At 46.6% G+C, this 25,890-nt stretch carries 27 protein-coding genes and 1 other RNA gene; 10 read left to right on the top strand and 18 right to left on the bottom strand.

Annotated features, from left to right (window positions below; genetic code table 11):
- Positions 1-78: 78 nt before the first annotated feature.
- Positions 79-549: a bacterioferritin gene (gene bfr, locus ACMXYN_RS16130; protein WP_415882657.1), complete on the bottom strand. Its 471-nt coding sequence runs from the start codon at positions 547-549 to the stop codon at positions 79-81.
- 12 nt (positions 550-561) lie between these two features.
- The gene (gene bfr, locus ACMXYN_RS16125; protein ID WP_415892711.1) at positions 562-1,026 is read right to left on the bottom strand and encodes a bacterioferritin; all 465 of its coding nucleotides are present in this window, start codon (positions 1,024-1,026) and stop codon (positions 562-564) included.
- Between the two features lie 361 nt (positions 1,027-1,387).
- Here bfr (ACMXYN_RS16125) and ACMXYN_RS16120 point away from each other — a divergent pair, with 361 nt between their 5' ends.
- Positions 1,388-1,582, top strand: coding sequence for a (2Fe-2S)-binding protein (locus ACMXYN_RS16120; RefSeq protein WP_415882655.1), 195 nt, complete (start codon positions 1,388-1,390; stop codon positions 1,580-1,582).
- Here ACMXYN_RS16120 and ACMXYN_RS16115 read toward each other — a convergent pair.
- Positions 1,579-2,409: an NAD-dependent protein deacetylase gene (locus tag ACMXYN_RS16115; RefSeq protein WP_415892710.1), complete on the bottom strand. Its 831-nt coding sequence runs from the start codon at positions 2,407-2,409 to the stop codon at positions 1,579-1,581. The two genes, ACMXYN_RS16120 and ACMXYN_RS16115, sit on opposite strands and share 4 nt — an antisense overlap.
- 122 nt (positions 2,410-2,531) lie before the next feature.
- Positions 2,532-4,709 (bottom strand): malate synthase G, encoded by a 2,178-nt coding sequence (locus ACMXYN_RS16110; protein ID WP_415886051.1) that lies wholly within the window; start codon positions 4,707-4,709, stop codon positions 2,532-2,534.
- 264 nt (positions 4,710-4,973) lie between these two features.
- On the opposite strand from ACMXYN_RS16110, the gene ACMXYN_RS16105 reads away from it, so the two are divergent.
- Positions 4,974-5,951 carry an alpha/beta hydrolase gene (locus ACMXYN_RS16105; protein ID WP_415892709.1) on the top strand — a complete coding sequence of 326 codons (978 nt, stop codon included), beginning with the start codon at positions 4,974-4,976 and terminating at the stop codon, positions 5,949-5,951.
- Positions 5,952-5,981: 30 nt separating this feature from the next.
- Here the strand turns inward: ACMXYN_RS16105 and serA are convergent, their stop codons facing one another.
- From serA to ACMXYN_RS16090, 3 genes are all read right to left on the bottom strand, one after another.
- Positions 5,982-7,214: a phosphoglycerate dehydrogenase gene (gene serA, locus ACMXYN_RS16100; protein WP_415892708.1), complete on the bottom strand. Its 1,233-nt coding sequence runs from the start codon at positions 7,212-7,214 to the stop codon at positions 5,982-5,984.
- Between the two features lie 227 nt (positions 7,215-7,441).
- A complete protein-coding gene (locus tag ACMXYN_RS16095; protein WP_415882641.1) occupies positions 7,442-7,723 on the bottom strand; it encodes a pyrimidine/purine nucleoside phosphorylase in 282 nt (93 codons plus the stop codon).
- Positions 7,724-7,780: 57 nt separating this feature from the next.
- Complete coding sequence (locus ACMXYN_RS16090) at positions 7,781-8,665, bottom strand: LysR family transcriptional regulator (RefSeq protein WP_415892707.1); 885 nt, start codon at positions 8,663-8,665, stop codon at positions 7,781-7,783.
- A gap of 91 nt (positions 8,666-8,756) precedes the next feature.
- Between ACMXYN_RS16090 and ACMXYN_RS16085 the strand changes: the two genes are divergently transcribed.
- Genes ACMXYN_RS16085 through ACMXYN_RS16070 form a run of 4 tightly spaced genes read left to right on the top strand, consistent with a single transcriptional unit; the run spans position 8,757 to position 11,874 of the window.
- Positions 8,757-9,962, top strand: coding sequence for an MFS transporter (locus tag ACMXYN_RS16085; protein ID WP_415892706.1), 1,206 nt, complete (start codon positions 8,757-8,759; stop codon positions 9,960-9,962).
- Positions 9,963-9,993: 31 nt separating this feature from the next.
- Entirely contained in the window at positions 9,994-10,656 is a 663-nt protein-coding gene (locus ACMXYN_RS16080; protein WP_415892705.1) for a fumarylacetoacetate hydrolase family protein, read from the top strand.
- Positions 10,657-10,659: 3 nt separating this feature from the next.
- Positions 10,660-11,445 carry a DUF2927 domain-containing protein gene (locus ACMXYN_RS16075; RefSeq protein WP_415892704.1) on the top strand — a complete coding sequence of 262 codons (786 nt, stop codon included), beginning with the start codon at positions 10,660-10,662 and terminating at the stop codon, positions 11,443-11,445.
- A gap of 9 nt (positions 11,446-11,454) precedes the next feature.
- A complete protein-coding gene (locus ACMXYN_RS16070) occupies positions 11,455-11,874 on the top strand; it encodes a CopD family protein (RefSeq protein ID WP_415882636.1) in 420 nt (139 codons plus the stop codon).
- A 30-nt stretch (positions 11,875-11,904) separates the two neighbouring features.
- On the opposite strand, the gene ACMXYN_RS16065 is transcribed toward ACMXYN_RS16070, so the two are convergent.
- The 8 genes from ACMXYN_RS16065 to ACMXYN_RS16030 form a co-directional block, all read right to left on the bottom strand.
- Positions 11,905-12,525: an SCP2 domain-containing protein gene (locus tag ACMXYN_RS16065; protein ID WP_415892703.1), complete on the bottom strand. Its 621-nt coding sequence runs from the start codon at positions 12,523-12,525 to the stop codon at positions 11,905-11,907.
- A 22-nt stretch (positions 12,526-12,547) separates the two neighbouring features.
- Positions 12,548-13,306 carry a bifunctional demethylmenaquinone methyltransferase/2-methoxy-6-polyprenyl-1,4-benzoquinol methylase UbiE gene (ubiE, locus tag ACMXYN_RS16060; protein WP_415892702.1) on the bottom strand — a complete coding sequence of 253 codons (759 nt, stop codon included), beginning with the start codon at positions 13,304-13,306 and terminating at the stop codon, positions 12,548-12,550.
- A gap of 162 nt (positions 13,307-13,468) precedes the next feature.
- Positions 13,469-13,849, bottom strand: a complete 381-nt coding sequence (locus ACMXYN_RS16055; RefSeq protein ID WP_415894507.1) for a gamma-butyrobetaine hydroxylase-like domain-containing protein — start codon at positions 13,847-13,849, stop codon at positions 13,469-13,471.
- Between the two features lie 28 nt (positions 13,850-13,877).
- A complete protein-coding gene (hslU, locus tag ACMXYN_RS16050; RefSeq protein WP_415892701.1) occupies positions 13,878-15,209 on the bottom strand; it encodes an ATP-dependent protease ATPase subunit HslU in 1,332 nt (443 codons plus the stop codon).
- A 20-nt stretch (positions 15,210-15,229) separates the two neighbouring features.
- A complete protein-coding gene (gene hslV, locus ACMXYN_RS16045; protein WP_415882631.1) occupies positions 15,230-15,760 on the bottom strand; it encodes an ATP-dependent protease subunit HslV in 531 nt (176 codons plus the stop codon).
- Positions 15,761-15,921: 161 nt separating this feature from the next.
- On the bottom strand, positions 15,922-16,569 hold the full coding sequence (locus ACMXYN_RS16040; RefSeq protein ID WP_415892700.1) for an SPOR domain-containing protein: 648 nt from the start codon (positions 16,567-16,569) through the stop codon (positions 15,922-15,924).
- A 4-nt stretch (positions 16,570-16,573) separates the two neighbouring features.
- The gene (gene argS / locus ACMXYN_RS16035) at positions 16,574-18,259 is read right to left on the bottom strand and encodes an arginine--tRNA ligase (RefSeq protein ID WP_415892699.1); all 1,686 of its coding nucleotides are present in this window, start codon (positions 18,257-18,259) and stop codon (positions 16,574-16,576) included.
- Positions 18,260-18,391: 132 nt separating this feature from the next.
- On the bottom strand, positions 18,392-20,587 hold the full coding sequence (locus ACMXYN_RS16030) for a primosomal protein N' (protein ID WP_415892698.1): 2,196 nt from the start codon (positions 20,585-20,587) through the stop codon (positions 18,392-18,394).
- Between the two features lie 166 nt (positions 20,588-20,753).
- On the opposite strand from ACMXYN_RS16030, the gene rpmE reads away from it, so the two are divergent.
- From rpmE to ACMXYN_RS16010, 4 genes are all read left to right on the top strand, one after another.
- Complete coding sequence (gene rpmE, locus ACMXYN_RS16025; RefSeq protein ID WP_415884686.1) at positions 20,754-20,969, top strand: 50S ribosomal protein L31; 216 nt, start codon at positions 20,754-20,756, stop codon at positions 20,967-20,969.
- Between the two features lie 12 nt (positions 20,970-20,981).
- Positions 20,982-21,764, top strand: coding sequence for a thermonuclease family protein (locus tag ACMXYN_RS16020; RefSeq protein WP_415892697.1), 783 nt, complete (start codon positions 20,982-20,984; stop codon positions 21,762-21,764).
- Positions 21,765-21,925: 161 nt separating this feature from the next.
- Positions 21,926-23,173 carry a malic enzyme-like NAD(P)-binding protein gene (locus ACMXYN_RS16015; RefSeq protein WP_415882626.1) on the top strand — a complete coding sequence of 416 codons (1,248 nt, stop codon included), beginning with the start codon at positions 21,926-21,928 and terminating at the stop codon, positions 23,171-23,173.
- Between the two features lie 172 nt (positions 23,174-23,345).
- Positions 23,346-23,546: a hypothetical protein gene (locus tag ACMXYN_RS16010; protein WP_415892696.1), complete on the top strand. Its 201-nt coding sequence runs from the start codon at positions 23,346-23,348 to the stop codon at positions 23,544-23,546.
- 70 nt (positions 23,547-23,616) lie between these two features.
- Here ACMXYN_RS16010 and ssrA read toward each other — a convergent pair.
- The 3 genes from ssrA to ACMXYN_RS15995 form a co-directional block, all read right to left on the bottom strand.
- Positions 23,617-23,976: a transfer-messenger RNA gene (gene ssrA, locus ACMXYN_RS16005) on the bottom strand.
- Between the two features lie 84 nt (positions 23,977-24,060).
- Positions 24,061-25,485, bottom strand: a complete 1,425-nt coding sequence (locus ACMXYN_RS16000) for a hypothetical protein (protein ID WP_415892695.1) — start codon at positions 25,483-25,485, stop codon at positions 24,061-24,063.
- A 123-nt stretch (positions 25,486-25,608) separates the two neighbouring features.
- The gene (locus ACMXYN_RS15995; protein ID WP_415892694.1) at positions 25,609-25,878 is read right to left on the bottom strand and encodes a hypothetical protein; all 270 of its coding nucleotides are present in this window, start codon (positions 25,876-25,878) and stop codon (positions 25,609-25,611) included.
- Positions 25,879-25,890: the final 12 nt, after the last annotated feature.

Here is a 25,890-nt window from a genome sequence, read left to right as displayed (position 1 = left end):
AGGGGCTGCAGGCCCATGGTAGGAAAAGAGAAGGCGCTGATAAACAGCGCCTTTGCATGATCTTAATGGCTAAGCTTATTAGCCCATCTGAGACTGAAGATAGTTTGGCAGACCGATTTTTTTGATCAAACCTAGCTGCTTCTCCAACCAGTACGCATGATCTTCCTCGGTGTCTTCCAGAAGCTTCTCTAGGATTTCACGGCTGACATAGTCCTGCTCTTCTTCGCAGACTTTAATCGCGTCTTTAAGCTTTTTATCTACTTCATATTCAACGCGAAGATCTGACTCAAGCATTGAAGGAACATCCGTGCCGACTTTGAAACCATCACGTGTGGTCATGTCAGGCGTACCTTCTAAGAACAGCATGCGCTCAATCAGTGCTGCAGCGTGTCCTTTCTCATCATCGAACTCATGATCGATACGCTCGTACAACTTATGTAAGCCCCAATCATCGTACATACGGGAGTGGATGAAGTACTGATCCATTGCTGCTAGTTCCATCGCTAACAGGCCGTTTAGTGCGTCAATGACTCGTTGATTGCCTTTCATTGTCTTCTCCCGTTAAATCTGAGATTGCAGGTAGTTTTCGATACCTGCATTACTGATTAGGTATTGCTGGGTTTCAATCCAGTCTACGTGCTCTTCTTCGTATTCCAGAATATCCTCCAGCAGATCGCGGCTGACGTAGTCTTGCGCTGTTTCGCAATAAGCGATCGCTTCACGCAAAATTGTCAGTTGCTCCAATTGGAAATCCATATCACATTGCAGCATCTCTTCAGTCTGCTCGCCGATGCGTAGTCGACCTAACTGTTGCAGGTTAGGCAGTCCTTCCAGAAACAGAATGCGCTCGATTAGATCGTCTGCCTGTTTCATATCTTTGATGGACTTTTTATAAGCTTTCCCGTTTAGCTCATCTAGGCCCCAGTTCTTGTACATACGTGCGTGAAGAAAGAACTGGTTGATTGAAGTGAGCTCACTTGTCAGGACCTTGTTCAGGTGACTAATGACTTGTTTGTCGCCTTGCATGGGGGATCTCCTTTAGTAATAACCGCCCAGCTATGTGTGGGTTAGCAATTTCAAAGTGATCAAGAGTCTAGTTTATAAAATAACTTAAATCAAAAAAATCCTTATAAAACAATAAGTTGCAAAGATTAATGCGTTAGATTCTCATTGCGATTCTGTATAATAAATAACCAGTTTTTTATTGTGTGATTTTGGAAAATAAATTTAATAAGTAAATCAATTAGTTGGCGAGTTATGAAGAGTATTCAATAATTGCAATTTAATGAGAATAATTTTCAACAAGATTCTCGTTAAATGTATTGAAAGTTGCTTATTTGATAACTATTATCATTACCAGATTTAATTGAGATTGGTTATTGTTTCAATGTTCGTTTGTATTTGTGAAAATATTACCTGTAGCGATGTTCGTGACGCCGTAGATCAAGGCGCGCGAAGTGTGCGTGATCTAAACAAAGAGCTTGCTGTTGGTAGTCAGTGCGGTAAGTGTGTGTGCATGGCACGTAAGGTAATGAAAGAACACCTAGACGACATGGATTTCGATCTGGCAGTTCCTGCTTAACTTTCTCGCTTTAGTATCTCTACCGCTTCGGTCAGCGTCTCTGCAATCGGAGCGTCCAGCTTTAGATCCAGAAGTGGATCTGCTCTCGTTACCCCAATCGTTAAAGAACAGATCGGCTTTCCCCACTCATGGGCTCGTTTGCAGAATCGATAGCCTGAATAGACCATCAAAGAACTACCAACACTTAGTAAACCATCGGCATCTTCTAGTGCATCCAAGGCACTAAACACACGTTCTTTCGGGACGTTATCACCAAAATAGACAACATCCGGTTTTAAAATTCCGCCACACGCTTGGCACTCCGGTACAGAGAAATCTTCAAATAGATGGGTTTCTAGATCGGCATCACCATCGGGACGAAGGGGAGCTTCAGGGATCTCGAAATGGGGGTTGATCGCTTCAGTATGCTTGTGGATATCTTTACGATCGTAATTCTGTGCACAACTCATGCAGCTGACTCCATCAGAGCGACCATGAAGATCGATAACGGCTTGGCTGCCGGACTTCTGGTGTAAGCGGTCGACATTCTGTGTGATCAGTAAACGAATAAATCCCATGGTTTCTAGCTCAGAGAGCGCTGTGTGAGCCGCGCTCGGCTCGGCATCCCTAATGGCAGGCCAACCGATCAAACTACGTGCCCAGTAGCGCTGACGGGCGTAGTGGCTCTCCATGTACTCTTTATGCTGGGTCGGCGCAGAATGCTGCCAGTTACCTTTGGCATCTCGGTAGGCGGGAATGCCTGAATCTGTACTTACGCCAGCCCCCGTTAGGACAACAAGGTTGGGATGAGAGCGAATGAATTCGGCAAGTTGCTGAGCTTCTGACATAGGTTATTCACAAAGGCAAAGAATGCTATCAGTGTAACCCATTTTAAGGTGAGGTGACTTAAACAAAAAAGCCGCGCTTTTCAGCACGGCTTTTCAGTTTTAAAGCTTTTTAATTTGGCAGATTATGCGCCAAATTTAGCTTTTGCTTCGATACGACGACGGTGCAGAACTGGCTCAGTGTAACCGTTTGGCTGTACGCAGCCTTCGATTACTAGTTCGCACGCAGCTGCGAATGCAACGCTGTCTTCGAAGTTGCCAGCCATTGGGCGGTATAGAGGATCGTTTTCGTTCTGACGATCTACTACTGCAGCCATGCGCTTAAGCGTTTCCATTACCTGCTCTTCAGAACAGATGCCGTGACGCAACCAGTTAGCGATGTGCTGGCTAGAGATACGTAGTGTTGCACGGTCTTCCATTAGGCCAACATCGTTGATGTCAGGCACTTTAGAACAACCAACACCTTGGTCGATCCAGCGAACAACGTAACCTAGGATGCCCTGTGCGTTGTTGTCTAGCTCTTGTTGGATCTCTTCAGCAGTCCAGCTTGGGTTAGCTTCAACTGGTACAGTTAGGATGTCGTCTAGGTTCGCGCGATCGCGTACTTTCAACTCGTCCTGACGAGCGAATACGTCTACCTGATGGTAGTGAGTCGCGTGAAGAACAGCAGCTGTTGGAGATGGAACCCATGCAGTGTTAGCACCAGACATTGGGTGGCCGATCTTAGCTTCAAGCATGTTAGCCATCTGATCAGGGATTGGCCACATACCTTTACCGATCTGAGCGCGACCCTGTAGGCCACATAGAAGACCGTTGTCTACGTTCCAGTTTTCGTAAGCACCGATCCATGCAGCAGCTTTCATGTCTCCTTTGCGGATCATTGGGCCAGCTTCCATAGATGTATGGATCTCGTCACCAGTACGATCTAGGAAACCTGTGTTGATGAATACAACACGCTCTTTAGCAGCGCGGATACACTCTTTCAGGTTAACAGTTGTACGGCGCTCTTCATCCATGATGCCCATCTTCATAGTGAAGCGTTCTAGGCCAAGCATGTCTTCGATACGAGCGAATAGTTCGTTCGCGAAAGAAACTTCTTCTGGACCGTGCATCTTAGGTTTTACGATGTATGTAGAACCTGTAGTTGTGTTACTGAACTTACCTTTACCCTGCATATCGTGCATAGAGATAAGCGTAGTTACAACACCGTCCATGATGCCTTCAGGAACTTCGTTGCCATCTTTGTCTAGTACAGCTTCGTTAGTCATTAGGTGACCAACGTTACGTACGAACATCAAGCTACGGCCTTTAAGGGCAAGGTTAGAACCGTCTAGTGCAGTGAATTCACGGTCAGCGTTGATAGAGCGAGTGAAAGTTTTTCCACCTTTGCTAACTTCTTCAGTTAGATCGCCTTTCATTAGACCCAACCAGTTGCGGTAGATAACAACTTTGTCGTCGCCGTCTACTGCAGCTACAGAGTCTTCACAGTCCATGATCGCTGTTAGAGCCGCTTCCATCACGATATCTTTGATGCCTGCAGCATCGTCTTTACCGATCTGGCTTTCACGGTCGATCTGTACTTCGAAGTGCAGACCGTTGTTTTTGAATAGGATAGAAGTCGGAGCAGCTGTTTCACCAGTGTAACCGATCAACTTTTCAGCTTGTGCTAGCGTAGTTTCGCTGCCATCACGCATTACAACAACAAGCTTGTTGTCTTGGATGCTGTAGCCTGCAGAATCTTTGTGAGAACCTGCTGCTAGTGGAGCTGCTGTGTCTAGGAAAGTACGTGCAGCTTCGATAACTTTAGCGCCACGAGCTGGATTGTATGAACCAGACTTCTCAGCGCCGCCTTCTTCAGATACTGCATCAGTACCGTAAAGCGCGTCGTATAGGCTGCCCCAACGTGCGTTAGCTGCGTTAAGTGCGAAACGAGCATTCATTACAGGTACTACTAGCTGAGGACCAGCCATTGTCGCCATTTCTGGGTCAACGTTTGAAGTAGTCGCTTCGAAATCTTCGCCTTCTGGCAATAGGTAACCGATCTCAGATAGGAAGCCTTTGTACGCTTCTAGATCGAAAGCCTGACCTTGACGCTCACGGTGCCATGCATCGATCTGCTCTTGGATCGCATCACGTTTAGCTAGTAGGTCACGGTTCTTTGGCGCCAAGTCGTGAACGATGGCATCAAAGCCAGCCCAGAACTGTTCGCTAGTTACGCCAGTGCCTGGCAGTGCTTCGTTGTTAACGAAATCGTATAGAGCCTGTGCAACCTGAAGACCGCCACTCTGTACTCTTTGACTCATAATGAATTGCCCCAGTAAATATTCTGCCAGCTCCGGTGCGAGGCTACCGGTAGCTGAGTGAATGATCGCTGTCGATTAATATGCAGCTAAATTTGTGCATCGCACAGTAGCGCAATGGTGTCTTATTGTCGCCTAAGTCGACCCAAAAGTATGATAAATGGGCCTTATATTCGGTATAAATTGAGCGAATGGCTGCGGTATTAGCTAAGGTTAAGTATGAAATGATCACCTAAGTTGTGCGGGAATGTCCCTAAGGTGGTGTCTATGACCTTATTTGATCGTGATCTCCTCGTGAAAGGGCTAAGGCCTTATATTGAAACGGGTTTTGGAATACCGAGCGAAAGTGTTCGTGCGTATTTAGCCTGTTATGGCTTATTGGATATCGTTGAAAAATCCAATTATCGGATTGGCCGTATAGCGCTCGATGAAGTTTCTGTGACCCTGCAATCCTTCTCGGTTTTAGATCGTCCCCGTAACCGCGGCACAGTTGTATTAGTGCATGGTTATATGGACCATGTTGGCTTATATCAGCACCTGATCGATGACCTCTTAAAAAGCGGCTTTGATCTGCTCTGTTACGATTTGAGTGGTCATGGTTTATCCGATGGCGATCCGCTGGCAGTGGATGATTTTCAACACTATGCGACTCAGCTAGCGGAGCTGCTGGCGAGTTTAGATCAGGAGCTATCTTATCCGGTTCATTTAGTTGGTCAGAGTACAGGTGGGGCGGTGGTGATGGCGCATCAGCTACTGTTTACCGATCAAACTATGCCTTCCTTGGGTGAGCGAGTGTTGTTGGCGCCCTTAGTAAGACCAAGCCTGTGGCGCAGCATACAGCGCAAATTTCGCTGGTTAAAATACGTATTGCGCCGAGTGCCGAGACGTTATAGCCAAAACTCTCATGACGATGATTTTATTCGCTTTCTACGAGAAGGGGATTGTTTGCAGCATCGCGAAATTCCTGTGAGTTGGGTAGGCGCTATGTTGGCGTGGGGGGATTGGATAGAAGCGCACCTACCGGTACCGGGTCGCATTCATATGATTCAGGGTACCCTCGATAGTACGGTCGATTGGCAGCACAATATGGCTGTATTGGGCAGGCTTTATCCCGAGATGGAGTTAACGTTGATTGATGAGGCGAAACATCATCTGGTGAACGAAACACCGCAATACCGGGATCAGGTGTTCAATCAGATTGATTCGATATTTAAACGCTGGGAAAACGAAAACGGGCAGCCCTAGGGCTGCCCGTTTTGATCAAATCAGATCAACTTAGAACAAACGACGGCAGCGGATAGTGCCTTCGATCTGCTTTAAGTTTTCTAGTGCTACTGCAGAGCAATCTGCATCAACGTCTACCACTACATAACCAACTTTCTCGTTGGTCTGTAGGTACTGACCGCTGATGTTAACGCTGTTTTCAGAGAAAACAGTGTTGATCGCAGACATAATGCCCGGCACGTTGTTGTGCACGTGAAGTAGACGGTGAACGTGTGGGTGCTCTGGTAGTGCAACTTCTGGGAAGTTAACAGACGTGATAGAAGAACCGTTATCACTGTACTTGATCAACTTCTCTGCTACTTCGTAACCGATGTTTTCCTGAGCTTCCATCGTAGAACCGCCTACGTGTGGAGTTAGGATTACATTGTCATACTCACGTAGTGGAGAGATGAACTCGTCATTGTTTGTACGTGGCTCAACCGGGAATACGTCGATAGCCGCGCCTAGTAGACGACCAGAATCTAGTGCTTTACATAGGTCATCAATTACAACAACAGTACCGCGAGCAGCGTTTAGGAAGATGGAACCTTGTTTCATCTCAGCGAACTGAGCTTCGCCCATCATATCTTTAGTTGCTGGCGTTTCTGGTACGTGTAGAGAAACGATGTCACTCATGTTTAGAAGCTCTTTCATAGAGCCAACTTGAGTTGCGTTACCTAGAGGAAGCTTAGTGACTACATCGTAGAAGTAAACATCCATACCCATCGCTTCAGCAATAACGCTTAGCTGAGAACCGATGCTACCGTAACCTACGATACCTAGCTTCTTACCACGGATTTCGTAAGAGTTTTTAGCAGACTTCTGCCACTCACCACGGTGAGCTTTAGCATTCTTCTCTGCAACACCGCGAAGCAGAAGAATCGCTTCAGCGATTACTAGTTCTGCTACAGAACGAGTGTTAGAGAAAGGTGCGTTAAATACCGCAACACCACGCATCGTAGCTGCTTCCAGATTTACCTGGTTAGTACCGATACAGAAGCAACCAACAGCTACCAATTTTTCAGCAGCTTCAAAAACTTCTTCAGTTAGCTGAGTACGGGAACGGATACCGATGAAGTGAACGTCCTTAACACGCTCAATCAACTCTTCTTCTGGTAGAGAACCAGTTAAGAATTCGATGTTGGTGTAACCATTCTGATTAAAAGTGTCCACCGCAGATTGGTGTACGCCTTCCAGAAGCAAAATTTTGATTTTGCTTTTATCGAGAGAGGTTGTTTGGCTCATGGTGTGCAGCTCTTTAATTTGCGTGGCTTTTTCTAGTATCTAGGAGGACCACAGGTTTAAACGCTTTAAAATTAAGCGCGAATATTAGCACAGCCAAAGTTGAAAAGGATGAATGATAAGCTCAGATTGGCGGAAAAATATTCATCTTGAGATGAGATGGATTGTATAAAGGGGATGTTTGGAGGGAAAAGGCTTCTATATTGAGATTATAGAAGCCTTGCTTTTCCTTAGCCGTAGAAGCAAAGGTAAGCAGTTGCTTGCTCAACTTTAAGCTGGAAGCTCTGGTTCGCTGCAACTTTAAATTCAGTGCCTGTTGGGAAAGACTGGAACTCTTCGCTGCCAGGTAGTTTAACGATCAGCTCGCCGCTAACTACTTTCATTAGTTCGTCTTCGCTTGTGCCGAATTCGTATTCGCCTGGTGCCATTACGCCAGAAGTTACTTTACCTTCGCTGTTTTCGAAGCCGATAGATTTTACTTTGCCGTCAAAGTATTCGTTTACGTTCAGCATGTTTGATCTCCTAAAATTTGCGCGAATCATAAAATTAAATGCTAATCGCTGCAAATTTCAGGATTTAATCGGGCTGTTTTCCAAAACAAAATCGACAAAGGTTTGGTTGGCTTGAGATAGATAACCGTCTTTACGCCACGCGATTGAAAGGTCCAACCAGACAGGTTTTGTGAAAGGGCGAGCCACTAATCCAGGTTCATCTTCGATCACCATCGCCATCAGGGTTGAGATGGCATACCCCTGTTTAACAATCGATTTAATCAGAGGGATCAGGTTAGTCTCAAAGCTGATCTTGGGCGTGATGCCAGCCTGTGCCGCCAGATCATCGACTACATTGCGGTGGAAAAAGCCGGTATTAAACATCACCAGTTCCTCCGCAAATAGTTGTGAGTATTCAACGCTTTCTAAACTGGCAAAGGGGTGGTCGAGCGGTGAGATCACCATCATCTGTTCTTGCAGAAAAACTTTGGATTCTAGATTCTTACTGGGGATAGATTTATCGACGATAACCGCCAAATCGAGCTCCCCTTGCTCTAAAAGTCGTTGCAGTTTTCCTGCGCCGCCATCAATAACGGTTAATGTCAGTTGTGGATAGCGATGTCGAAACGCCATCAAAATAGGCGGGAAATAATAAGAACCAAGCATGCTTGGAATGCCTACGCGCACTTCGCCTTTGAGTAAGCCTTTCAGCTCCTGCATCTCCAAAATAGCATCTTCGGTAGCCTGTAAAATCTTACTGGCATGGCGATAAAGGTGCTCACCTTCATCAGTCAGACTGATTTTTCGGTCGTATCGATGCAGTAGTTTTAAATCTAACTCTTCTTCTAGCTTTCTGATCGCCATACTCATTGCAGGCTGGGCAATGTGCAGCTTTTCAGCGGCTTTAGTGAAGCTGTTTAGATCGGCAACGGTTTTGAAATAGCGTAGGTGTTTTATATCCATCATCATATTTTCTTATGAAGGCTATAAGAAGTATATATTTTTATGATGGCTTTGCGATTGCTAGTCTTCCACCACGAATGAGAGGTGGAACATGATCGAAGCAGGTACAAGTCAATTTTGGCGCGCAACTATGGCCTTATGCATAGGCTCTTTTATGGTGTTTGCCAATCTCTACATCACGCACCCTTTGCTACCGATGTTGGCTGAGGAGTTTGAGATTAGTCCTCTGCTAGCTAGCTGGAGCTTAACGGTGACTACTTTGACCTTAGGTTTGTCTTTGTTGGTGTTTGGTCCTTTATCTGATGCCCTTGGGCGCACGCGGTTGATGCTGATGACGATGTGCGGGGCAGTGCTTTGTAGTTTTGTATTGTCACAGGTATCTGACTTTACGTGGTTGCTGTTCTGGAGAGCATTGCAGGGTATTTGCTTGGCGGGTTTGCCGGCTATCGCGATCGCTTATATGGGCGATGAGTTCACTAAGAAAGGGTTAATTGCTGCGGTTGGTTTGTATATCAGCGGTAACACTTTAGGGGGCATTGGTGGGCGTCTTATAGGTGGCTTTGCCGGTGAACTGTTCGGCTGGCAGGAAGCATTCGCCTTGATGACCTTTATTAGCTTCTTTTGTCTATGTCTGTTTGTCTGGTTGTTGCCGCCATCAGAGAATTTTAGCGCAAGAAAGGTCGTGCCAACGCAGATGATGAAAGATGCCTATCATCATCTTTCTAACCCTCTGTTGTTGCTCGCTTATATAGTGGGCGGGCTTAACTTCTTTATCTTTATCAACCAATACAGCTATGCGACATTTCTGCTGGCCGATGAGCCCTATTACCTATCGGCGGGTGTGCTTGGATTACTATTCCTCACTTACCTGAGCGGTACGGTGGGCGCTGCGCTTTCTGGGCGTATTGCCAAAAATATTCCGCAGCCGTTAGTCATGGCTATGGGGATCATTATCTTGATGGCCGGTACGCTGCTGACTCTGCAGGGTAGTTTATGGGCGATCATTTTGGGCTTCTTGGTCAGTGCCTTTGGTTTCTTCTTGGCTCATTCCTGTGCAAGTAGTTGGGTTAGCCATACCGCGTTGCACGCTAGAGCGACCGCATCGTCTATTTATTTGTTGTTTTATTATCTGGGGGCTAGTAGCGGTGGCTTCTATTTAGACCCGTTTTGGCACTCTTGGGGCTGGGATGGTGTGGTCTTTGGATCCTTGGTTATTCTGCTGATTACTTTGCTATCTAGTTTAATGCTCTACTATAAAACAAGCGTAAAACTGGAGCGCTGTGCGGCAGGGGGGTAAACTTCACCCCATGATAATTTAAGGAGTACCTATGAGCTATCAACACAGTAATGTCGACGGAAATTTGGTAAACCTGCCAACGGGTAAAGTGATTTGTGTCGGTCGTAACTATGCCGATCATGCTGCAGAGCTGAATAATCCAATACCTACTGAGCCTATGTTGTTTATCAAGCCCGCTACGAGTGTGGTTGATATGACTCAGCCGTTTACTGTGCCGCAAGGGCATGGTTCTGTTCATTTTGAAACGGAGATGGCGATTCTTATTGGTTCTAAACTGAGCAATGCATCTGAAGAAGAAGCGAAAGCGGCGATTAGCGGCGTAGGCTTAGGCTTAGATTTAACTTTGCGTGATCTTCAAGGAAAGCTAAAAGAGAAAGGTCATCCGTGGGAGAAGGCGAAAGCGTTCGATGGTTCATGCCCACTATCTCCTTTTATTGCTGCAAGTTCAGTTGCCGATCTACAAGACGTAGAGATCAAATTGACCGTTAACGGTGAGATCCGTCAGCAGGGCAACAGTGCGGCTATGTTGAATCAAGTGTTGCCGCTACTTAGCCATGCCAGTGAGTTCTTTACCCTTGAGCCGGGCGATGTAGTGTTAACTGGCACGCCTGCAGGTGTAGGCCCAGTGGTGCCTGGGGATAAGCTGCAGGTAGAGCTGACAGGTCTTCTTTCCGTAACAACAGAAGCAGTGTAATACGTGAAAAGCTTCGTTCTGTTTATTGCGTTATTCAGCGCGCTATTTGCCGTACCTGCGGCGGCTGTCGATCCAGCGGTTCGTTGGCAGCAGCCTGAGTTTATTCTACAGGCTTTTAAAGAGGTGGCGCTGCGCAATGAATACAGCCTTCAAGGTCGTATGGTTAGACGCTGGAATAAACCAATTCGGGTGTGGCTGGATCATCAAGTGCCCGACGCTGAGGTGCATACCAGTTTGGTAAATATGCACCTCAAACATCTGTCCGAGATAACCGGTTTATCGATTAAGACCGTCAGTCGTAAACAGGACGCTAACCTGGTTATGGTTTTCACTAAGCAGTCTTTGTGGAAACGTCAGGTGGGTGAACTCTTTGGTAAGCGTGCGGAAAAGATCGTTCATGGTGCGGTTTGTATGGCGAACTTCCGAGTGAATGGCCGCTATGAGATCGATCAAGCGGCGGTAATTATTCCGGTTGATCAGGCTAGGATGCATGGCAAATTAGTTACCTGTATCGTTGAAGAGATCACGCAGGTGATGGGCTTGCCGAATGATTCGGAAAAGGTTTATCCCTCTATTTTTAATGATCGTACTCCAGAGACATTGCTATCTGGTTTAGATTACCTTCTGCTCAAGTTGCTCTATCAGCCGGTTCTTAAACCGGGTATGACCGAAGAGCAAGCCTTACCTCTGTTGAAGAAAGTTATCTCTGAATGGCAGAGTGACGGTACGATTCAATCTGCTCATAAAATTGTTAAGCGCGGAGAGCTTTATCCGCTGCTAGGTTACTAAGGAATTTGTATGTCGTTTTTGTGGATAAAAGTCTTTCATATTCTTGCAATGACCAGTTGGATGGCGGGTATCTTTTACCTTCCACGTATCTTTGTTCATTACGTTGAAGGGCGTGAAGCAGGGCAGGATGTTGCTCGATTAGAGATTATGGCCGGTAAGCTCTACGGCTTTATGAGTATTATGGCGATCTTCACTTTAGGCCTAGGTTTATGGCTGATGTTTGGCTACGGCATTGGCGGTGGCTGGATGCATGCAAAACTGACGTTTGTCGGTTTGCTGATCGGCTATCACTTCTGGTGTAAAGCGTACTTAAACAAAATGAGAGCGGGAACTTTAGACCGCAGTGGTCGTTATTTCCGTCTGTTTAACGAGCTGCCGTTATTGATCTTTATTCCGATTTTGATCTTTGTCGTTGTAAAACCGTTCTAATTCAGAACGAACGGAGCAGACGTTGGTAACTTAAGCTTTGTGCTTGGCCAGCGTTTGTTCAACGCGAGCGGTCAGTCGCTCAGCTCTCTCTTGAAGTTGCTCAACTTCATTGGTGAAAAGGTCCATCTCTGGACGTGTAGGGATAAACCTTACTTCCTCTTTCACAAACTCATCCAAGTTGTGGATAAAGCTAGAAGCACTGTTTTTATACCATTGAGCTTTCCAAGCTGTGTACAGGGCTACTTGGTGTGCTGGTAGGTCGCCAATCACATCACCTAGCATTGCTTCCCAATCGATTTGAGCGTCGCTCAGAATCTGTTGGAAACGGGTAGCTAAAGCACTGTCACCGCTGACCTGAACCGTCTTACCAAACATCGCATCAGACTTATCTTTGCTGGTTAGCAGAGTGATAAAGTCGGCGGCGTTACCACGAAGCGTAGTGGTCGGTTCGTCGTTGTAGACCGATTGGATCTGAAGGCCATCGGCATTAGGCAGTAGGTAAAGGTTAAGTGCAGGTGAAGTGCACTCAATCGCAATCACTTTGCCTGTTAGGCGCTCAAGATGTTGCAGGGTAACCGGGTCACGTTTTAGCAGTTGGTTGCATACCGTTTCTGCAGTCGTGAAGAGGGTAGCTTGAAGCATCTCGAGCATGGGTTAGAATCCTAAAAAGCGATTAAGGCTTGATACCTGTGTGTAGTGCTACGATACCGCCAGTCATGTTCTGGTAGCGGCAGTTTGTCAGGCCTGCATTCTGCATCATGCCTTTCAGGGTTTCCTGATCTGGGTGCATGCGGATTGACTCAGCCAAGTAGCGGTAGCTATCAGCATCGCCAGCAATTGCAGAACCCATATGCGGTAGGATGTTGAACGAGTAGAAATCGTACGCTTTGGTTAGTAGTGGGTTATCTGTTTTAGAGAACTCCAATACCATCAATTTACCGCCCGGCTTAAGTACACGTGCCATAGAGCGTAGCGCCGCATCTTTATCGGTTACGTTACGAAGACCAAATGCGATTGTGATCACATCGAAGGTGTTATCAGGGAATGGCAGGGCTTCAGCGTTTGCTTGCACAAACTCAACGTTGCCTGTTACGCCTTTATCCATCAGCTTGTCACGGCCAACTTTCAACATAGAGTCGTTGATGTCAGCAAGAACAACTTTACCTGTAGGACCTACAAGGCGAGAGAAACGCATGGTCAGATCGCCAGTACCGCCCGCGATATCTAGGACAGTATTACCAGAGCGAACACCACTTTGTTCGATAGTGATTCGTTTCCAAAGACGGTGAACGCCACCAGACATTAGATCGTTCATCAGATCGTATTTGCCAGCAACACTGTGGAAGACATCAGCAACACGCTGTACTTTTTCCTCTGTTTTGACGTTTTCATAGCCAAAGTGAGTGGTGTTGTCGTTGCGTTGATCTGCCATATCCGGATGTCCTGAAAATCTTAGATTAGAGGGGGATTTTAACCTTATCCGCTGAAATTGTCTGCGATTGAAAAGGGATTATTTTAGGTAGAGGGGACCCAAAAATAAAAAAGGACTATTAATGAATAGCCCTTTTTAGTGTTTATCAGCGATCTGGAAAGCTTATCGGCCGATAGCGATCATACCGCCATCGCGTGATTCGCCAGCATCAGCTAGTTTCTGAAGGTACTCCTGCCAATACTGATCGTGGTTGTAGGTAAGGTCATGTAGGCAGTCCCAGGTATAGATGCCGCTGTCATGACCATCATCAAACACAATCTTTAGGGCATAGTTACCGCTAGGAATCAGCTCTTTAATGCCCACATGCTTTTTACCTGTTTGTAGCACGCCATTGCCGATGCCATGGCCGCGCACTTCAGCAGATGGAGAGTGTACGCGTAGGTACTCGGCACTCAGCTCAAAGGTTTTATCCTCATAGCTTAATTCCAGCGTGCGAGACTTCTTGTGCAGCTTTATCTGTGTCGGTAATGGTGCTTTAGACATCATCTTACTCCCAGTTACAGGGTCCTAATTACAGAATGTAGTGGCTTAGGTCTTCGTCTTTGCTTAGCTCGCTAAGCTGCTGATCAACAAAAGCTTTGTCTACTTTGATAGTCTGACCAGAGCAGTCTGATGCAGCAAAGGAAAGTTCTTCTAGTAGACGTTCCATCATTGTGTGTAGACGACGTGCACCGATGTTTTCTGTGCTTTCGTTTACTTCAAATGCCAGTTCAGCGACACGATGAATACCTTCATCAGTAAACTCAACACTCACGCCTTCAGTACCAAGTAGCGCTGTGTACTGGTCAGTCAGCGACGCATTTGGTTCTTTCAGAATGCGGCGGAAGTCTTCTGGTGTGAGAGCGTTTAGTTCAACACGGATAGGCAGACGACCTTGCAGCTCTGGGATCAAGTCAGATGGTTTAGCCAAGTGGAATGCACCGGATGCGATAAACAGAATGTGGTCTGTTTTGATCATGCCGTATTTAGTGCTTACTGTGCAGCCTTCGATTAGCGGTAGCAGGTCACGCTGTACACCTTCACGAGATACGTCACCGCTGCTGTTAGAGCCGCCTTTGCAGACTTTATCGATCTCATCTAGGAAGACGATACCGTGCTGTTCTACTAGCTCAACTGCAGATTGTTTCAGCTCATCTTCTTTAACAAGGTTAGCTGCTTCTTCATCAGTTAGGGCTTTAAAAGCATCTTTGATCTTCAAACGGCGAGATTGCTTCTTACCACCGCCCATGCCTGAGAACATGCTTTGCAGTTGGTTAGTCATCTCTTCCATGCCCGGAGGTGCCATGATCTCAACACCCATCTGTGGCTGAGCCACTTCGATGTCGATCTCTTTATCGTCTAGCTGGCCTTCGCGTAGTTTCTTACGGAATACCTGACGCGTAGCGCTGTCTTCACGAGAAGGTTCTTCGCCAAAGTTTGCAGGACGTGCTGGTGGCAGTAGGGCATCAAGAATACGCTCTTCCGCTGCTTCTTCAGCTTGGAAACGTACTTTATCCATCTCCTGCTCACGTAGCATCTTGATCGACATATCAACTAGGTCACGGATGATGGTTTCTACGTCACGACCGACATAACCAACTTCGGTAAATTTAGTCGCTTCAACTTTGATGAACGGTGCGTTAGCTAGTTTTGCTAGACGACGTGCGATCTCAGTTTTACCTACACCAGTAGGACCGATCATCAGGATGTTTTTTGGGGTGACTTCAGTACGCATCTCATCATCAAGTTGCATACGACGCCAGCGATTACGTAGTGCGATAGCTACTGCGCGTTTTGCTTCGTCTTGGCCGATAATGTGACGATCCAGCTCGGATACAATTTCACGTGGTGTCATGTTAGACATAATTAGCTCCTGTGGCTGGATTACTGAACTGAATCAAGTTCTTCGATAGTCAGGTTGCCGTTGGTAAATACACAGATACCAGCAGCGATATGTAGGCTCTTCTCAACAATATCTTTAGCAGAAAGCTCAGTATTGTCGGTTAGGGCGCGTGCAGCAGCCAAAGCGAAGTTGCCGCCAGAACCTATAGCGATAACGCCATCTTCTGGTTCAATAATGTCGCCGCTACCTGAAATTAGGTACGTTTTTTCTTTGTTAGCAACCAGCATAAGTGCTTCAAGTTTGCGCAGCACACGGTCGCCACGCCACTCTTTCGCTAGGCTTACAACGGCATTGAAAATGTTGCCTTGGTGTTTCTCTAGCTGAGCTTCAAAAAGATCAAGTAGGGTAATGGCGTCAGCGGTACTGCCGGCAAAACCGGTAATTACATCGTGCTTAGGCAGAAGGCGAACTTTACGTGCAGTGCCTTTCATTACAGTGTTGCCTAGCGATACTTGGCCATCACCGCCTACAACTACTTTATCGCCACGACGTACGGATACTATCGTTGTCATTATCTGCTCCTAATGGGAGTGAGTCTTAAACAGTGCGCTATAAATCGATGAAGCGTAATGCACTGTTTCTTTATAGGTTTAAAGAAAGATGGTGACTAAGAGATGAATTTCAAGGCTGTAAAAACAAAAAGCCCATCGACTTAAGGATGGGCTTTTAGCTTTTACTGTTTGATTCGCAAAGGCTGGATATTTTGCTGAACCAATTTGTCGTAGGCTTTAGATAAGCGCGAGCGGTTATCGAATGGGCCAACTCGCACTCGATACCATTGGGTGCCGTCTTTGCTGGTGCTGATATTGGTGTGGACGTTTGGCAGTCCAAGTAGTATCAACTGAGCGCGCATTCTCTCTGCGTCAGCTTTGGCCTTAAATGAGCCGGCTTGTAGCAGATACTTATGCTGAGTTTTTGCATCTTTCGGCGTGGATTTATACACATCCTTAGGTGCTTCAACTTCGCTCTCTTTAAGCATTTCGTAAAATTCGAAACGGCTCTTATCAGTCGAGGCGGTCGACTTTTCAACCACAGGGGCCTGACTTTTAACTGGCTTTGATGGAGCCGGTTTCGGTTTTTCAGCCGTCTGAGCAGGCTTAGGCTTGCTGTTGGCTAGTGGCGTGCTGGCTTCGCCAGGATCAACCTTAGTTAGGTTATACAAACCGTAACCAAGGCCACCCAGCAGTAATAAGGTCAACGCCAGTAGCCCGGTAGGAAAGCGCTTTTTCTGCTTAGCAGGGGCTCTCTTTGGGGCAGGCTTAGCGCGGCTAGCTGAAGCTTTACCACGCTTGGTTTTGGCGTAATCCTTACGAGATGCCATCTACTTACATTTGCTCCGGTGCAGATACGCCTAGTAGATCCAAACCATTTGCTAGTACGTGACGTACCGCTACAGCCAGTGTTAGACGCGCGTTACGTGCATCGGCGTCTTCTACTAGAGTCTTCTCTGAGTTGTAGTAAGTGTGGAACTCAGCCGCTAGATCTTTTAGGTAGTTAGCGATCTGATGCGGTTCGCGTGCATTAGCTGCGTTCTTAACCACTTCTGGGTATTTGCCCAGATTGATCACTAGGTTCTTTTCAGATTCTAGCTCTAGCTTATCTAGTGCAGCGATGCCTTCAGCTTCGTTCCACTCCAAGTTGCCTTCGCTTAGTTTGCGGAAGATAGAGCAAACACGCGCGTGAGCGTACTGGATATAGTAAACAGGGTTATCAGCAGACTGAGAGCGAGCCAAGTCGATATCAAAGGTTAGATGACTGTCAGACTTACGTGCTGCTAGGAAGTAACGGGTTGCATCGCGGCCAACTTCATCGATTAGGTCGCGTAGTGTTAGGTAGCTACCTGCACGTTTGGAGATCTTAACCTCTTCACCCCCGCGCATAACGGTAACCATCTGGTGAAGTACATAGTCAGGCCAGCCCTGAGGGATATCGGCTTTTAGTGCTTGAAGACCGGCACGTACTCGTGTGATCGTGCTGTGGTGGTCGGCACCTTGTTCGTTGATAACCGTGTCGAAACCGCGCTGCCACTTATCAAGGTGGTAAGCCACGTCTGGTACGAAGTAAGTGTAACCGCCATCTTTCTTGCGCATTACACGGTCTTTGTCATCGCCAAAGTCAGTTGTACGCAACCAAAGTGCGCCGCCATCTTCGTAGGTAAAATCGTTTTCGATCAGCTTCTGAACCGCTGCTTCTACTTTGCCTTCAGCGTATAGAGAAGACTCTAGGAAGTAGACATCGAAATCTACCGCAAACGCTTTAAGGTCTAGATCCTGTTCACGACGTAGGTAAGCAACAGCGAAGTGACGGATAGATTCCAGATCGTCTGCATCTTTAGCACCAGTGAAAGACTGATCTTCAGATACAACAGTGTCGCCAGCCATATAGCTGTTCGCTAGGTCGATAATGTAGTCACCACGGTAACCATCTTCAGGCCAGCTAGGATCGTCTGGTGTTAGGTTTTTGCAGCGAGCTTGTACAGATAGTGCTAGGTTGTTGATCTGCTGACCGGCATCGTTGTAGTAAAACTCACGTGTTACATCCCAACCGTTCGCTTCCATGATGCGGCATAGACAGTCACCTACAGCTGCGCCACGACCGTGACCGATATGTAGAGGGCCAGTTGGGTTTGCAGATACAAACTCAACCTGAACTTTTTTGCCTGCACCGTTGTTGTTACGGCCGTAGCTATTCTTCTGCTCTAAGATGTTTTTCAACAAAGAGCTAGTAGACGCGCCACTGATAAAGAAGTTGATGAAACCTGGTCCCGCAATCTCTGTGCGTTTTAAATTGTCTGATGCTGGTAGTGCTTCAACCAATTTCTCAGCCAGTTGGCGAGGGTTGCAGCGAGCAGGTTTTGCTAATGTCAGAGCGATGTTAGAAGCGTAGTCACCATGAGATTTATCACGGGTGTTTTCCACCATGATTTTAGGTTCTACGTCGGCAGGCAAAGTGCCATTTTCAATCAGTGTCTTCAGGGCGGAGTCAATCAGCTCTGCAATTATCTCTTTCATTAGCGTACAAATACCGTTTGAAGTAAGTCGGTGAGCCCAAGGTCGATCAATTCGATCGGATGGGGCTTCAGAAGAACCGCGTATTATCCCTGTAAAACCTGCCTATGTTAAGAGCTGAAAGGCGAGATCTGCTTAAAAAGTATCCGCTGGATCGACATCTATGGACCAGCGCACTTTTCGGGACTCTTTATTTTGCTCCAGATACCAACACAGGTTGGCTAATAACTGATGAAGCGCTTTACGATTTTGCGCATAGATCATCAGCTGCGCTCGATGCATGCCTGCGCGTTTTTCCATAGGCGCAGGGAAGGGGCCGATCCAATGGGCATCTTGTGGCAGAAGCATGTCATCTTCTAGCTGCTGTCTAATCGCACTTAAAAACGATTCGGCTCGACCATTTTGTGTCGTTTCTGCGCGAAGCAATGCGTAGTGCGTAAACGGCGGTAGTTGCGCCATTTTACGGTTATGCAGCTCCTCTTGCGCGAATGCGCTGTAACCATGTTGAACTAGTGTTTGCAGGGTTGGGTGATCTGCGTGGTAGGTTTGCATCATGACTGTACCCGCATGGTCTGCACGGCCAGCGCGTCCTGCAACTTGCAGAATTAACTGTGCTGTACGCTCCATTCCACGGAAATCTGCGCTAAATAAGCCGCTATCGGCATTAATGATTGCGACCAGTGTTACCCGTGGGAAATGGTGTCCTTTGGCGAGCATCTGTGTGCCTACCAAAATGCAGGGATCGCCACTGTTCACCTGATTCATGATCTCCTGCATCGCGTTTTTCCGCTGGGTACTGTCGCGGTCGACACGAATCACCGGGAAGTTCGGGAAAAGTTTTTGCAGTGCTTGCTCACTGCGCTCAGTTCCTACGCCAACCGGCTGCAGTTGATCGCTATTGCATTCAGGGCAACGATGCGGAATGGCAGCTTGTTTATCACAGTGGTGACAGTGCAGATGCGCAGGACGTTGATGCAGGGTCATGTGTGCATCACAGCGGGTGCAATCTGCTATCCAGCCACAATCATGACAGGTCAACGTCGGCGAAAATCCGCGACGATTCAAAAACACCAAAACCTGAGTGCCGCTTTCTAGGTGCTTCTTTATGTTCAGTATCAGTTGCGGCGAAAGGCCATCTGATAAGTTCTCTTGCCGAATATCCAGCAACCTGAATTCAGGAGGAGATGAGTTACCCGCGCGTTGAGTGAGTTTGAGCCAGTGATAGCGGTCTTCGATCGCATTCTGTAGCGTCTCTAAAGAGGGCGTGGCACTGCCTAAAACAATAGGGATCTCTTCCGAGCGAGCACGAACGACCGCCAAATCGCGAGCGGAGTAGCGGAAGCCGTCTTGTTGCTTAAACGAAGCATCGTGCTCTTCATCAATAATAATGATGCCGGGCGCTTTCATCGGTGTAAAAATAGCCGAACGGGTACCAATAATAATCCGCGCAATGCCTTCGCGCGCTTGTAGCCAGGCATCCAAGCGTTGGCGATCGGTTAAATTAGAGTGTAGTGCAACAATAGGCACGTTAAAGCGTTGCTGAAAACGCGCCACGGTTTGCGGCGTCAAACCGATCTCTGGCACGAGCACTAGGGCTTGCTTGCCTTCATTAATAACTTTCTCGATCGCTTGCAGGTAAACCTCGGTTTTACCTGAGCCAGTGACACCTTCTAATAGGCAGGCATTAAAACCATCAAATTGAGCGATCTGCTTTACGCAAGTATCTTGCTCTTCGTTTAACGGAAGAGGCGACTCATGCAGAATCGGACCTGTGTGCTGTTTGTGTTCGCGCTTAAATGATTCGGCGAGCTGCTTCTCTTGTAAGGTTTTAAGGGTGGCGGTCTGCCCGCCTTCTGCACGAAAAGCATCGCCGCTGATCCCTTGGGGATGATCGAGTAATAGCTGCAACGCCTCCAGTTGGCGCTTAGCGTTGCTCTTGATGGCACTTAAGCAAGCGCCTTCGGCGGCGCGCCATAAAGTTTCGTGCTGATATTCGCAGGCTTGTCCTTTACGCAGTAAAACCGGTAGTGCTTGTTGTAGGGCATCGCCCTCGGGGTGTTGATAATAGCTTGCAGACCAACGTGCCAGTTTAAACAGGTGAGCAGGCAGAGGCGGTGTGTCATCTAAGATCTGTGAGGCACTTTTAAGCTTGTTATGATCAAACTCACTGCTTTTCGCCACCTCGACTAAAATACCAATGACTTCTCTGTTCCCAAACGGGGCTAGAACGCGAATACCGGGCTTTAATGAAAGGGGATCGATCCCTTCCGGGCAGTGGTAATCGAACAGTCTGCGTAGGGGGCTAGGAATGGCAAGCCGTAAAATGCTCATATATGCTTAAATTGCTCACTTTTTAAACGGTTTTAAGTTGCGCAGCATTATATCGATGCGTATAATTCGCCGCCTACTTAACGTACCAGTTATTTTGCTGGTAGTTTAAATCAATGCGGTGCCTGGCAGAAGATCAGGTGGCGGCATGAATCTAATGAGGTTTATCATGAAAGCTGGTATCCACCCGGAATACGCAGAAATTAACGCTACTTGTTCTTGCGGTAACGTTGTTAAAACTAAGTCCACTCTGGGCAAAGACATCCACTTGGACGTTTGCTCTTCTTGCCACCCGTTCTACACTGGTAAGCAGAAAGAAGCTACTTCTGGTGGTCGTATCGATCGCTTCAACAAGCGCTTTGGCGGCCGCGGTATGAAAAAATAAGTGATGTCACTTATGAGAATTTTGAAAAAGGCGCTCCCATTGTGGTGCGCCTTTTTTGTTTCTGGCTACAGTGCTGCTGTTACCGCAGCTCAGTGTGAACAACCTCATCATGCTGAAACGGTAAGCGTTGCGCATATCTATGATGGCGATACAGTAAAATTGACCGATGGTCGTCGTGTTCGTCTTATCGGTATCAATACCCCAGAAACTGCCAAGGAAGACAAACCTGCCGAAGCCTACGCTGATCAAGCAACCGCTCACCTGAAAACCTTATTAAAAGGTGCTGATCTAGCGTTAGTCGTCGGTAAAGAGCCAAAAGATCGCTACAAGCGTTGGTTGGCCCATCTTTATGCTGACGGTCAGCATGTTGGTGAATCTCTGCTTGAGAATGGTTTGGCCTACCATATAGCGGTGCCGCCGAATCTTGGTTATCTTGATTGCCTTAAATCTGCAGAGCTACGTGCGGTAGATGCCAAACTTGGGTTGTGGAATCAAACTCCGATTCGAGATGTGGCTTCGCTAAAAGATCGTGAATCAGGCTTTAGAATCATAAAAGGTAAAGTCGAAGCGGTTAAAAAGATTCGTTCTGGTTGGATTTTAGAGATCGGTGACGAGCTTGCTGTTAAATTTAGCCCTATTGTTGCAGAGCAGCTAGGCGGCAAGGCGAAAATTGAAGCTTTTGATGGTAAAGTCCTTACAGTAAGGGGCTGGATTAAGCCAAAAAGTCATAACGCACCTGCACACTACCAACCTTGGCTGATGAGCATTAGCCATCCTGCACATATACAGCATTAAACGTTGATCCTATCTTTTTACGACTTCTTAGCAGGTTTTTTTAGTACTTTAGGTTTAACCTAAAGAAAAAAAGCCTGTTGCAGGTGCGGAATAGTTGTTCGGCAAATATGTTTTCTATATAGTTCTGTGTTCGACTTTTTAACTAGATTGGAACAGCAGCTATGTCTGATGATATGAAACAAGCCGCTCTTGATTACCATGAGTTCCCACGTCCAGGTAAAATCAGTGTGGAACTGTCTACAGACGCTGAGTCTCAGCGTGATCTTTCCTTGGCGTACAGCCCGGGTGTAGCAGAGCCGGTTCGTGAAATCGCAAAGGATCCTGAAAATGCATACCGTTACACGGCTAAAGGTAACTTGGTCGCAGTAATTTCTAACGGTTCTGCAATTCTAGGTCTTGGTGACTTAGGTCCATTGGCTTCTAAGCCAGTAATGGAAGGTAAAGCACTGCTGTTCAAGCGCTTCGCTGGCCTTGATTCTATCGATATTGAAGTTGACGCTGAAAGCCCACAGGCATTCATCGACACTGTTGCGCGCATCGCGGACACTTTCGGTGGTATCAACCTAGAAGATATCAAAGCTCCAGAATGTTTCGAAATCGAACGTGTTCTGATCGAGCGTTGTAACATCCCTGTATTCCACGATGATCAGCACGGTACAGCTATCGTAACAGCTGCTGGCATGATCAACGCACTAGAAGTAGCTGGCAAGAAGCTAGAAGAAGCTTCAATCGTATGCCTAGGCGCTGGTGCTGCAGCTCACGCTTGCATGAAGCTGCTAGTGAACATGGGTGCTAAGATCGAAAACATCTACATGATCGACCGTACGGGTGTTATCCACTCTGGCCGTGAAAACCTAACTCCAGAGAAAGCAGCGTTCGCGTCTGAAACAGACAAGCGTACTCTAGACGATGCTATCGACGGTGCTGACGTATTTGTTGGTCTATCTGGTCCTAACCTGCTTTCTGCTGAACAGCTGTCTAAAATGGCTGCTAACCCAGTTGTATTCGCATGTGCTAACCCAGATCCAGAAATTCGCCCAGAGCTTGCTCACGAAACTCGTGACGACGTTATCATGGCGACAGGTCGTTCTGACTTCCCTAACCAGGTAAACAACGTACTTGGCTTCCCATTCATCTTCCGTGGCGCAATGGACGTTCGTTCTACTGCAATCAACGAAGAGATGAAAGAAGCAGCTGTACGCGCTCTTGCTGATCTGGCTAAGACACCAGTTCCTCAAGAAGTACTTGATGCTTACGGTCTAGACTCTCTAGAGTTCGGTCGTGACTACATCATTCCTAAAGCAACAGACTCTCGTCTACTAGGCGCTGTATCTACTGCAGTTGCTCAAGCAGCGATCGATTCTGGTGTTGCGCGTCTGCCACTACCAGACAACTACCCACTGTCTTAATCGACACTGGCGTACTAAAAAAACCGGCTAAGGCCGGTTTTTTTGTGTTTGTAGCAAACTATAAAAAAATATAGTTTTCTGTTCAAAATTTAAGAAATTAAGAATTTTTCCTAGTTTCACAAACGGTATTATTCAGTAAGCTTATCTAGGTAATAAACTTAGGTACACGATCATGGAAGATGACAAAAGATCCTGCGGTAACTGTGAAAAGCAAGAAAAGCTTGGCTTTCCGCATGCTGACCTAAAGCTAATTAGCTCAATCCCTGAAAGCTCGATCTATCGCTGTGAATGCTGTGGCGCATTCTGGATTCACGATGGCGAAGACGGCTGGGAAAATCTGGATTTCGATACCCTCTGGGGTCTTGCCTGCTAACGCAGCAGTCAGATAGAAAAAGACGTATTAAAAAAGCCCTGCTAGTTTTGCTAGCAGGGCTTTTTGTGTTTGGTGGAGATGGCGGGGGTCGAACCCGCGTCCGTCAATCCTCCGCCTCAAGATCTACATGTTTAGGCTTCTCTATTGAGTTAACCCGTCACGACCCGAGAGCCAGGGTGTTATGGGCGAGCCTTTTTAAGTTTTAGCCGTTCAGCTTAAGGCGAAGCATCCGGGCGATTCTGTCTCGAATGATACCGCAAAATCCTTTAGTTACAGACACCTGAAGGAGCGGCACAAGCTGACTTATGCAGCTAGAGCGTAGTTATCGTCGTTAGCAACTATAACTGTGTAGTGAGGGATTTACGAGATTCACTACATTCTCGACATGCACCTAAGGTTTTGTAATCAGCGTCGAAGCCAAGTCATCCCCAGATAGCTCGCGATTATACCTATTGTGTTAGGTATAGACGAGTAGATTGTGTAGCTTCGACCCAATTTTTTTGCACAAGTTCCGTTATTCCCTCTCTAGAGAATCACAGTAGGTTGCCAGATCCAGCGCTGCTTTAGTGGGTGTTTTACTAAGTGAGCTTGGATTCTCTTGAGCAAATGCAGCAATGATAGCAATACGGGCATTAATAGGAATGCCTTTAGCCTCGAGTGTTGCATCGAACTCATCGGACAGAGCTTGTTTCTTGGAAGCTGATAGTGCTTTGAGTTTTTTATGCAGATCTAGAATAGCTTCGTTATCAATATCTGATGGTGAGTAGTAGCCAATTGCATCGATGATGATGGCAATACTTGTGCTTGCACCTGTATCGGATAGTTTAGGTATTGTTCTGGCAACTAATGGGCCTGCTCCATCAGGGATAATTAGCCCTGCTACAAAAAGTACAGCGGTTAGGTTTCTTCCAAATAATGCATTTTCTATTGCCTGATCACCCATGGTACCTGAGGCTTCGCCCATACGTGCTTTATCTACATCTTGAATGGCAATTAATAGTCCCGGGGCGCCCATGGTTGCACCTGCTGTCGCACCGATAATGGTGGCGGCGGCTGGAATGCCGGCACCCAGCGACATGGCGGATATGACAAGACCTGTAGTTACACCTAAAACGGAAATGAAGATCTTTTCAAAAAAGATTTGTGACTTTCCTTCTTCTATTGCGTCCTTAGTGCATTGAGCGGTGTAGCTCCCTGGCTGTGCCCCAAGTGTTTTGAGCATGCCATCGTATGCTCCAGGATAACGGGTTATGGTTTTAAAGATGTTTTGCGGTATAGGCACACGGAGGTAGTCAGCTTCTTTTGTAAGCTTTTGTGACATGGCTAAAATGCTACTGGCCATAGTGTCCAGACTTTGCAGATCGGACGCAGAAGACATGCCTAGACCTTCTAATAACTGTTGGCCAATGTCCTTTTTAGACTCGTTTGTTGAGTTAAGTAGTATTTCTATCCGTGTTTTCCATTCGGCTAACTCAGTACGATTATTGCTGAGTTCTAAAAGTGCATATGCTGAGTCGTACATCATTTTTACGACTTCACGGACAATCTTTTCCGCGAGCTGGAAAGAAAGGCGGGCTTTAATTTTTCCCAGCATGTAGTCATGCAATTTTTTGTAATGAGTTTCTAAATTGGGAAACTTATCTTTAATGGCAATCTTTAACTCGGCTGAGATTCGTTGTTCAGGGTGTGTCGCGGCAAATTTTCTGAACTTTGGGGAATCAACTGCTTTTTGAAATTTTAAATCGGATTGTAGCTGTATATCGTCACTGGCAATGACCGGTATAGTTAAAAAAGTATCGATGGGTTTATCGCTGTAACCATTTACGATGTTTTTAAAAATTAATTTGGTTTGCGATTCTGCAGGGGTCGAGCGGCTGCATAGAGTATCGCGGCTTAATTGAGAAAACGCAGTTGCTGTTTGTTGTCCTGGGGTGCACATATTGCCTCCTTTCATACTGGCATAGGCCAGATGTGTTTGGGTTGTTATACGGAAACAAACTGCGCACTTGTTCCGTTTACTCTTCCTTTAATTAGTCCTTCAATTGTTGTGCTGTTTTACCTGTTACTTCTTATCTTTAGCTGCTTTAAGCAAGCCTTCTGTATCTATATCGCCTAAAGGTAAATTGGTTGGGTTTGTGTTTAGCTGCTTAAGTAAGCCTTCCAACGGTACGCTTTGATTGAGCCTACTCATGTTAGGCAGAGAGCTAAAATTACCTAGTTGACTTAGTTGATTGGAAATCCCATTCGATTGGCTCTCAAAACCTTTGAGCTGTTGCTGTATCAGGGATACTTGTTGCAACGCCTTAGCTAGCTTTTCACCGTTGAGTTTCATATCCAATCCTTG

Source organism: Neptuniibacter sp. PT8_73 (genome assembly GCF_047778045.1).
Classification (GTDB): domain Bacteria; phylum Pseudomonadota; class Gammaproteobacteria; order Pseudomonadales; family Balneatricaceae; genus Neptuniibacter.
This window is presented reverse-complemented; position numbering and strand designations above follow the sequence as displayed.

Excerpts from the sequence above, each read along its gene's own strand:
- hslU (WP_415892701.1), bottom strand. The coding sequence starts at position 15,209 with ATGTCTAACATGACACCACGTGAAATTGTATCCGAGCTGGATCGTCAC.
- ACMXYN_RS16010 (WP_415892696.1), top strand. The coding sequence starts at position 23,346 with ATGGAAGATGACAAAAGATCCTGCGGTAACTGTGAAAAGCAAGAAAAG.
- ubiE (WP_415892702.1), bottom strand. The coding sequence starts at position 13,306 with ATGGCAGATCAACGCAACGACAACACCACTCACTTTGGCTATGAAAAC.
- hslV (WP_415882631.1), bottom strand. The coding sequence starts at position 15,760 with ATGACAACGATAGTATCCGTACGTCGTGGCGATAAAGTAGTTGTAGGC.
- rpmE (WP_415884686.1), top strand. The coding sequence starts at position 20,754 with ATGAAAGCTGGTATCCACCCGGAATACGCAGAAATTAACGCTACTTGT.
- ACMXYN_RS16015 (WP_415882626.1), top strand. The coding sequence starts at position 21,926 with ATGTCTGATGATATGAAACAAGCCGCTCTTGATTACCATGAGTTCCCA.
- ACMXYN_RS16070 (WP_415882636.1), top strand. The coding sequence starts at position 11,455 with ATGTCGTTTTTGTGGATAAAAGTCTTTCATATTCTTGCAATGACCAGT.
- ACMXYN_RS16095 (WP_415882641.1), bottom strand. The coding sequence starts at position 7,723 with ATGCTGAACGTAAACGAATACTTTGACGGCAAAGTAAAATCTATCGGC.
- ACMXYN_RS16090 (WP_415892707.1), bottom strand. The coding sequence starts at position 8,665 with ATGGATATAAAACACCTACGCTATTTCAAAACCGTTGCCGATCTAAAC.
- ACMXYN_RS16120 (WP_415882655.1), top strand. The coding sequence starts at position 1,388 with ATGTTCGTTTGTATTTGTGAAAATATTACCTGTAGCGATGTTCGTGAC.
- serA (WP_415892708.1), bottom strand. The coding sequence starts at position 7,214 with ATGAGCCAAACAACCTCTCTCGATAAAAGCAAAATCAAAATTTTGCTT.
- ACMXYN_RS16020 (WP_415892697.1), top strand. The coding sequence starts at position 20,982 with ATGAGAATTTTGAAAAAGGCGCTCCCATTGTGGTGCGCCTTTTTTGTT.
- ACMXYN_RS16030 (WP_415892698.1), bottom strand. The coding sequence starts at position 20,587 with ATGAGCATTTTACGGCTTGCCATTCCTAGCCCCCTACGCAGACTGTTC.
- ACMXYN_RS16055 (WP_415894507.1), bottom strand. The coding sequence starts at position 13,849 with ATGTCTAAAGCACCATTACCGACACAGATAAAGCTGCACAAGAAGTCT.
- bfr (WP_415892711.1), bottom strand. The coding sequence starts at position 1,026 with ATGCAAGGCGACAAACAAGTCATTAGTCACCTGAACAAGGTCCTGACA.
- ACMXYN_RS16080 (WP_415892705.1), top strand. The coding sequence starts at position 9,994 with ATGAGCTATCAACACAGTAATGTCGACGGAAATTTGGTAAACCTGCCA.
- ACMXYN_RS16105 (WP_415892709.1), top strand. The coding sequence starts at position 4,974 with ATGACCTTATTTGATCGTGATCTCCTCGTGAAAGGGCTAAGGCCTTAT.
- ACMXYN_RS16115 (WP_415892710.1), bottom strand. The coding sequence starts at position 2,409 with ATGTCAGAAGCTCAGCAACTTGCCGAATTCATTCGCTCTCATCCCAAC.
- ACMXYN_RS16085 (WP_415892706.1), top strand. The coding sequence starts at position 8,757 with ATGATCGAAGCAGGTACAAGTCAATTTTGGCGCGCAACTATGGCCTTA.
- ACMXYN_RS16110 (WP_415886051.1), bottom strand. The coding sequence starts at position 4,709 with ATGAGTCAAAGAGTACAGAGTGGCGGTCTTCAGGTTGCACAGGCTCTA.
- bfr (WP_415882657.1), bottom strand. The coding sequence starts at position 549 with ATGAAAGGCAATCAACGAGTCATTGACGCACTAAACGGCCTGTTAGCG.
- ACMXYN_RS16040 (WP_415892700.1), bottom strand. The coding sequence starts at position 16,569 with ATGGCATCTCGTAAGGATTACGCCAAAACCAAGCGTGGTAAAGCTTCA.
- ACMXYN_RS15995 (WP_415892694.1), bottom strand. The coding sequence starts at position 25,878 with ATGAAACTCAACGGTGAAAAGCTAGCTAAGGCGTTGCAACAAGTATCC.
- argS (WP_415892699.1), bottom strand. The coding sequence starts at position 18,259 with ATGAAAGAGATAATTGCAGAGCTGATTGACTCCGCCCTGAAGACACTG.
- ACMXYN_RS16065 (WP_415892703.1), bottom strand. The coding sequence starts at position 12,525 with ATGCTCGAGATGCTTCAAGCTACCCTCTTCACGACTGCAGAAACGGTA.
- ACMXYN_RS16000 (WP_415892695.1), bottom strand. The coding sequence starts at position 25,485 with ATGTGCACCCCAGGACAACAAACAGCAACTGCGTTTTCTCAATTAAGC.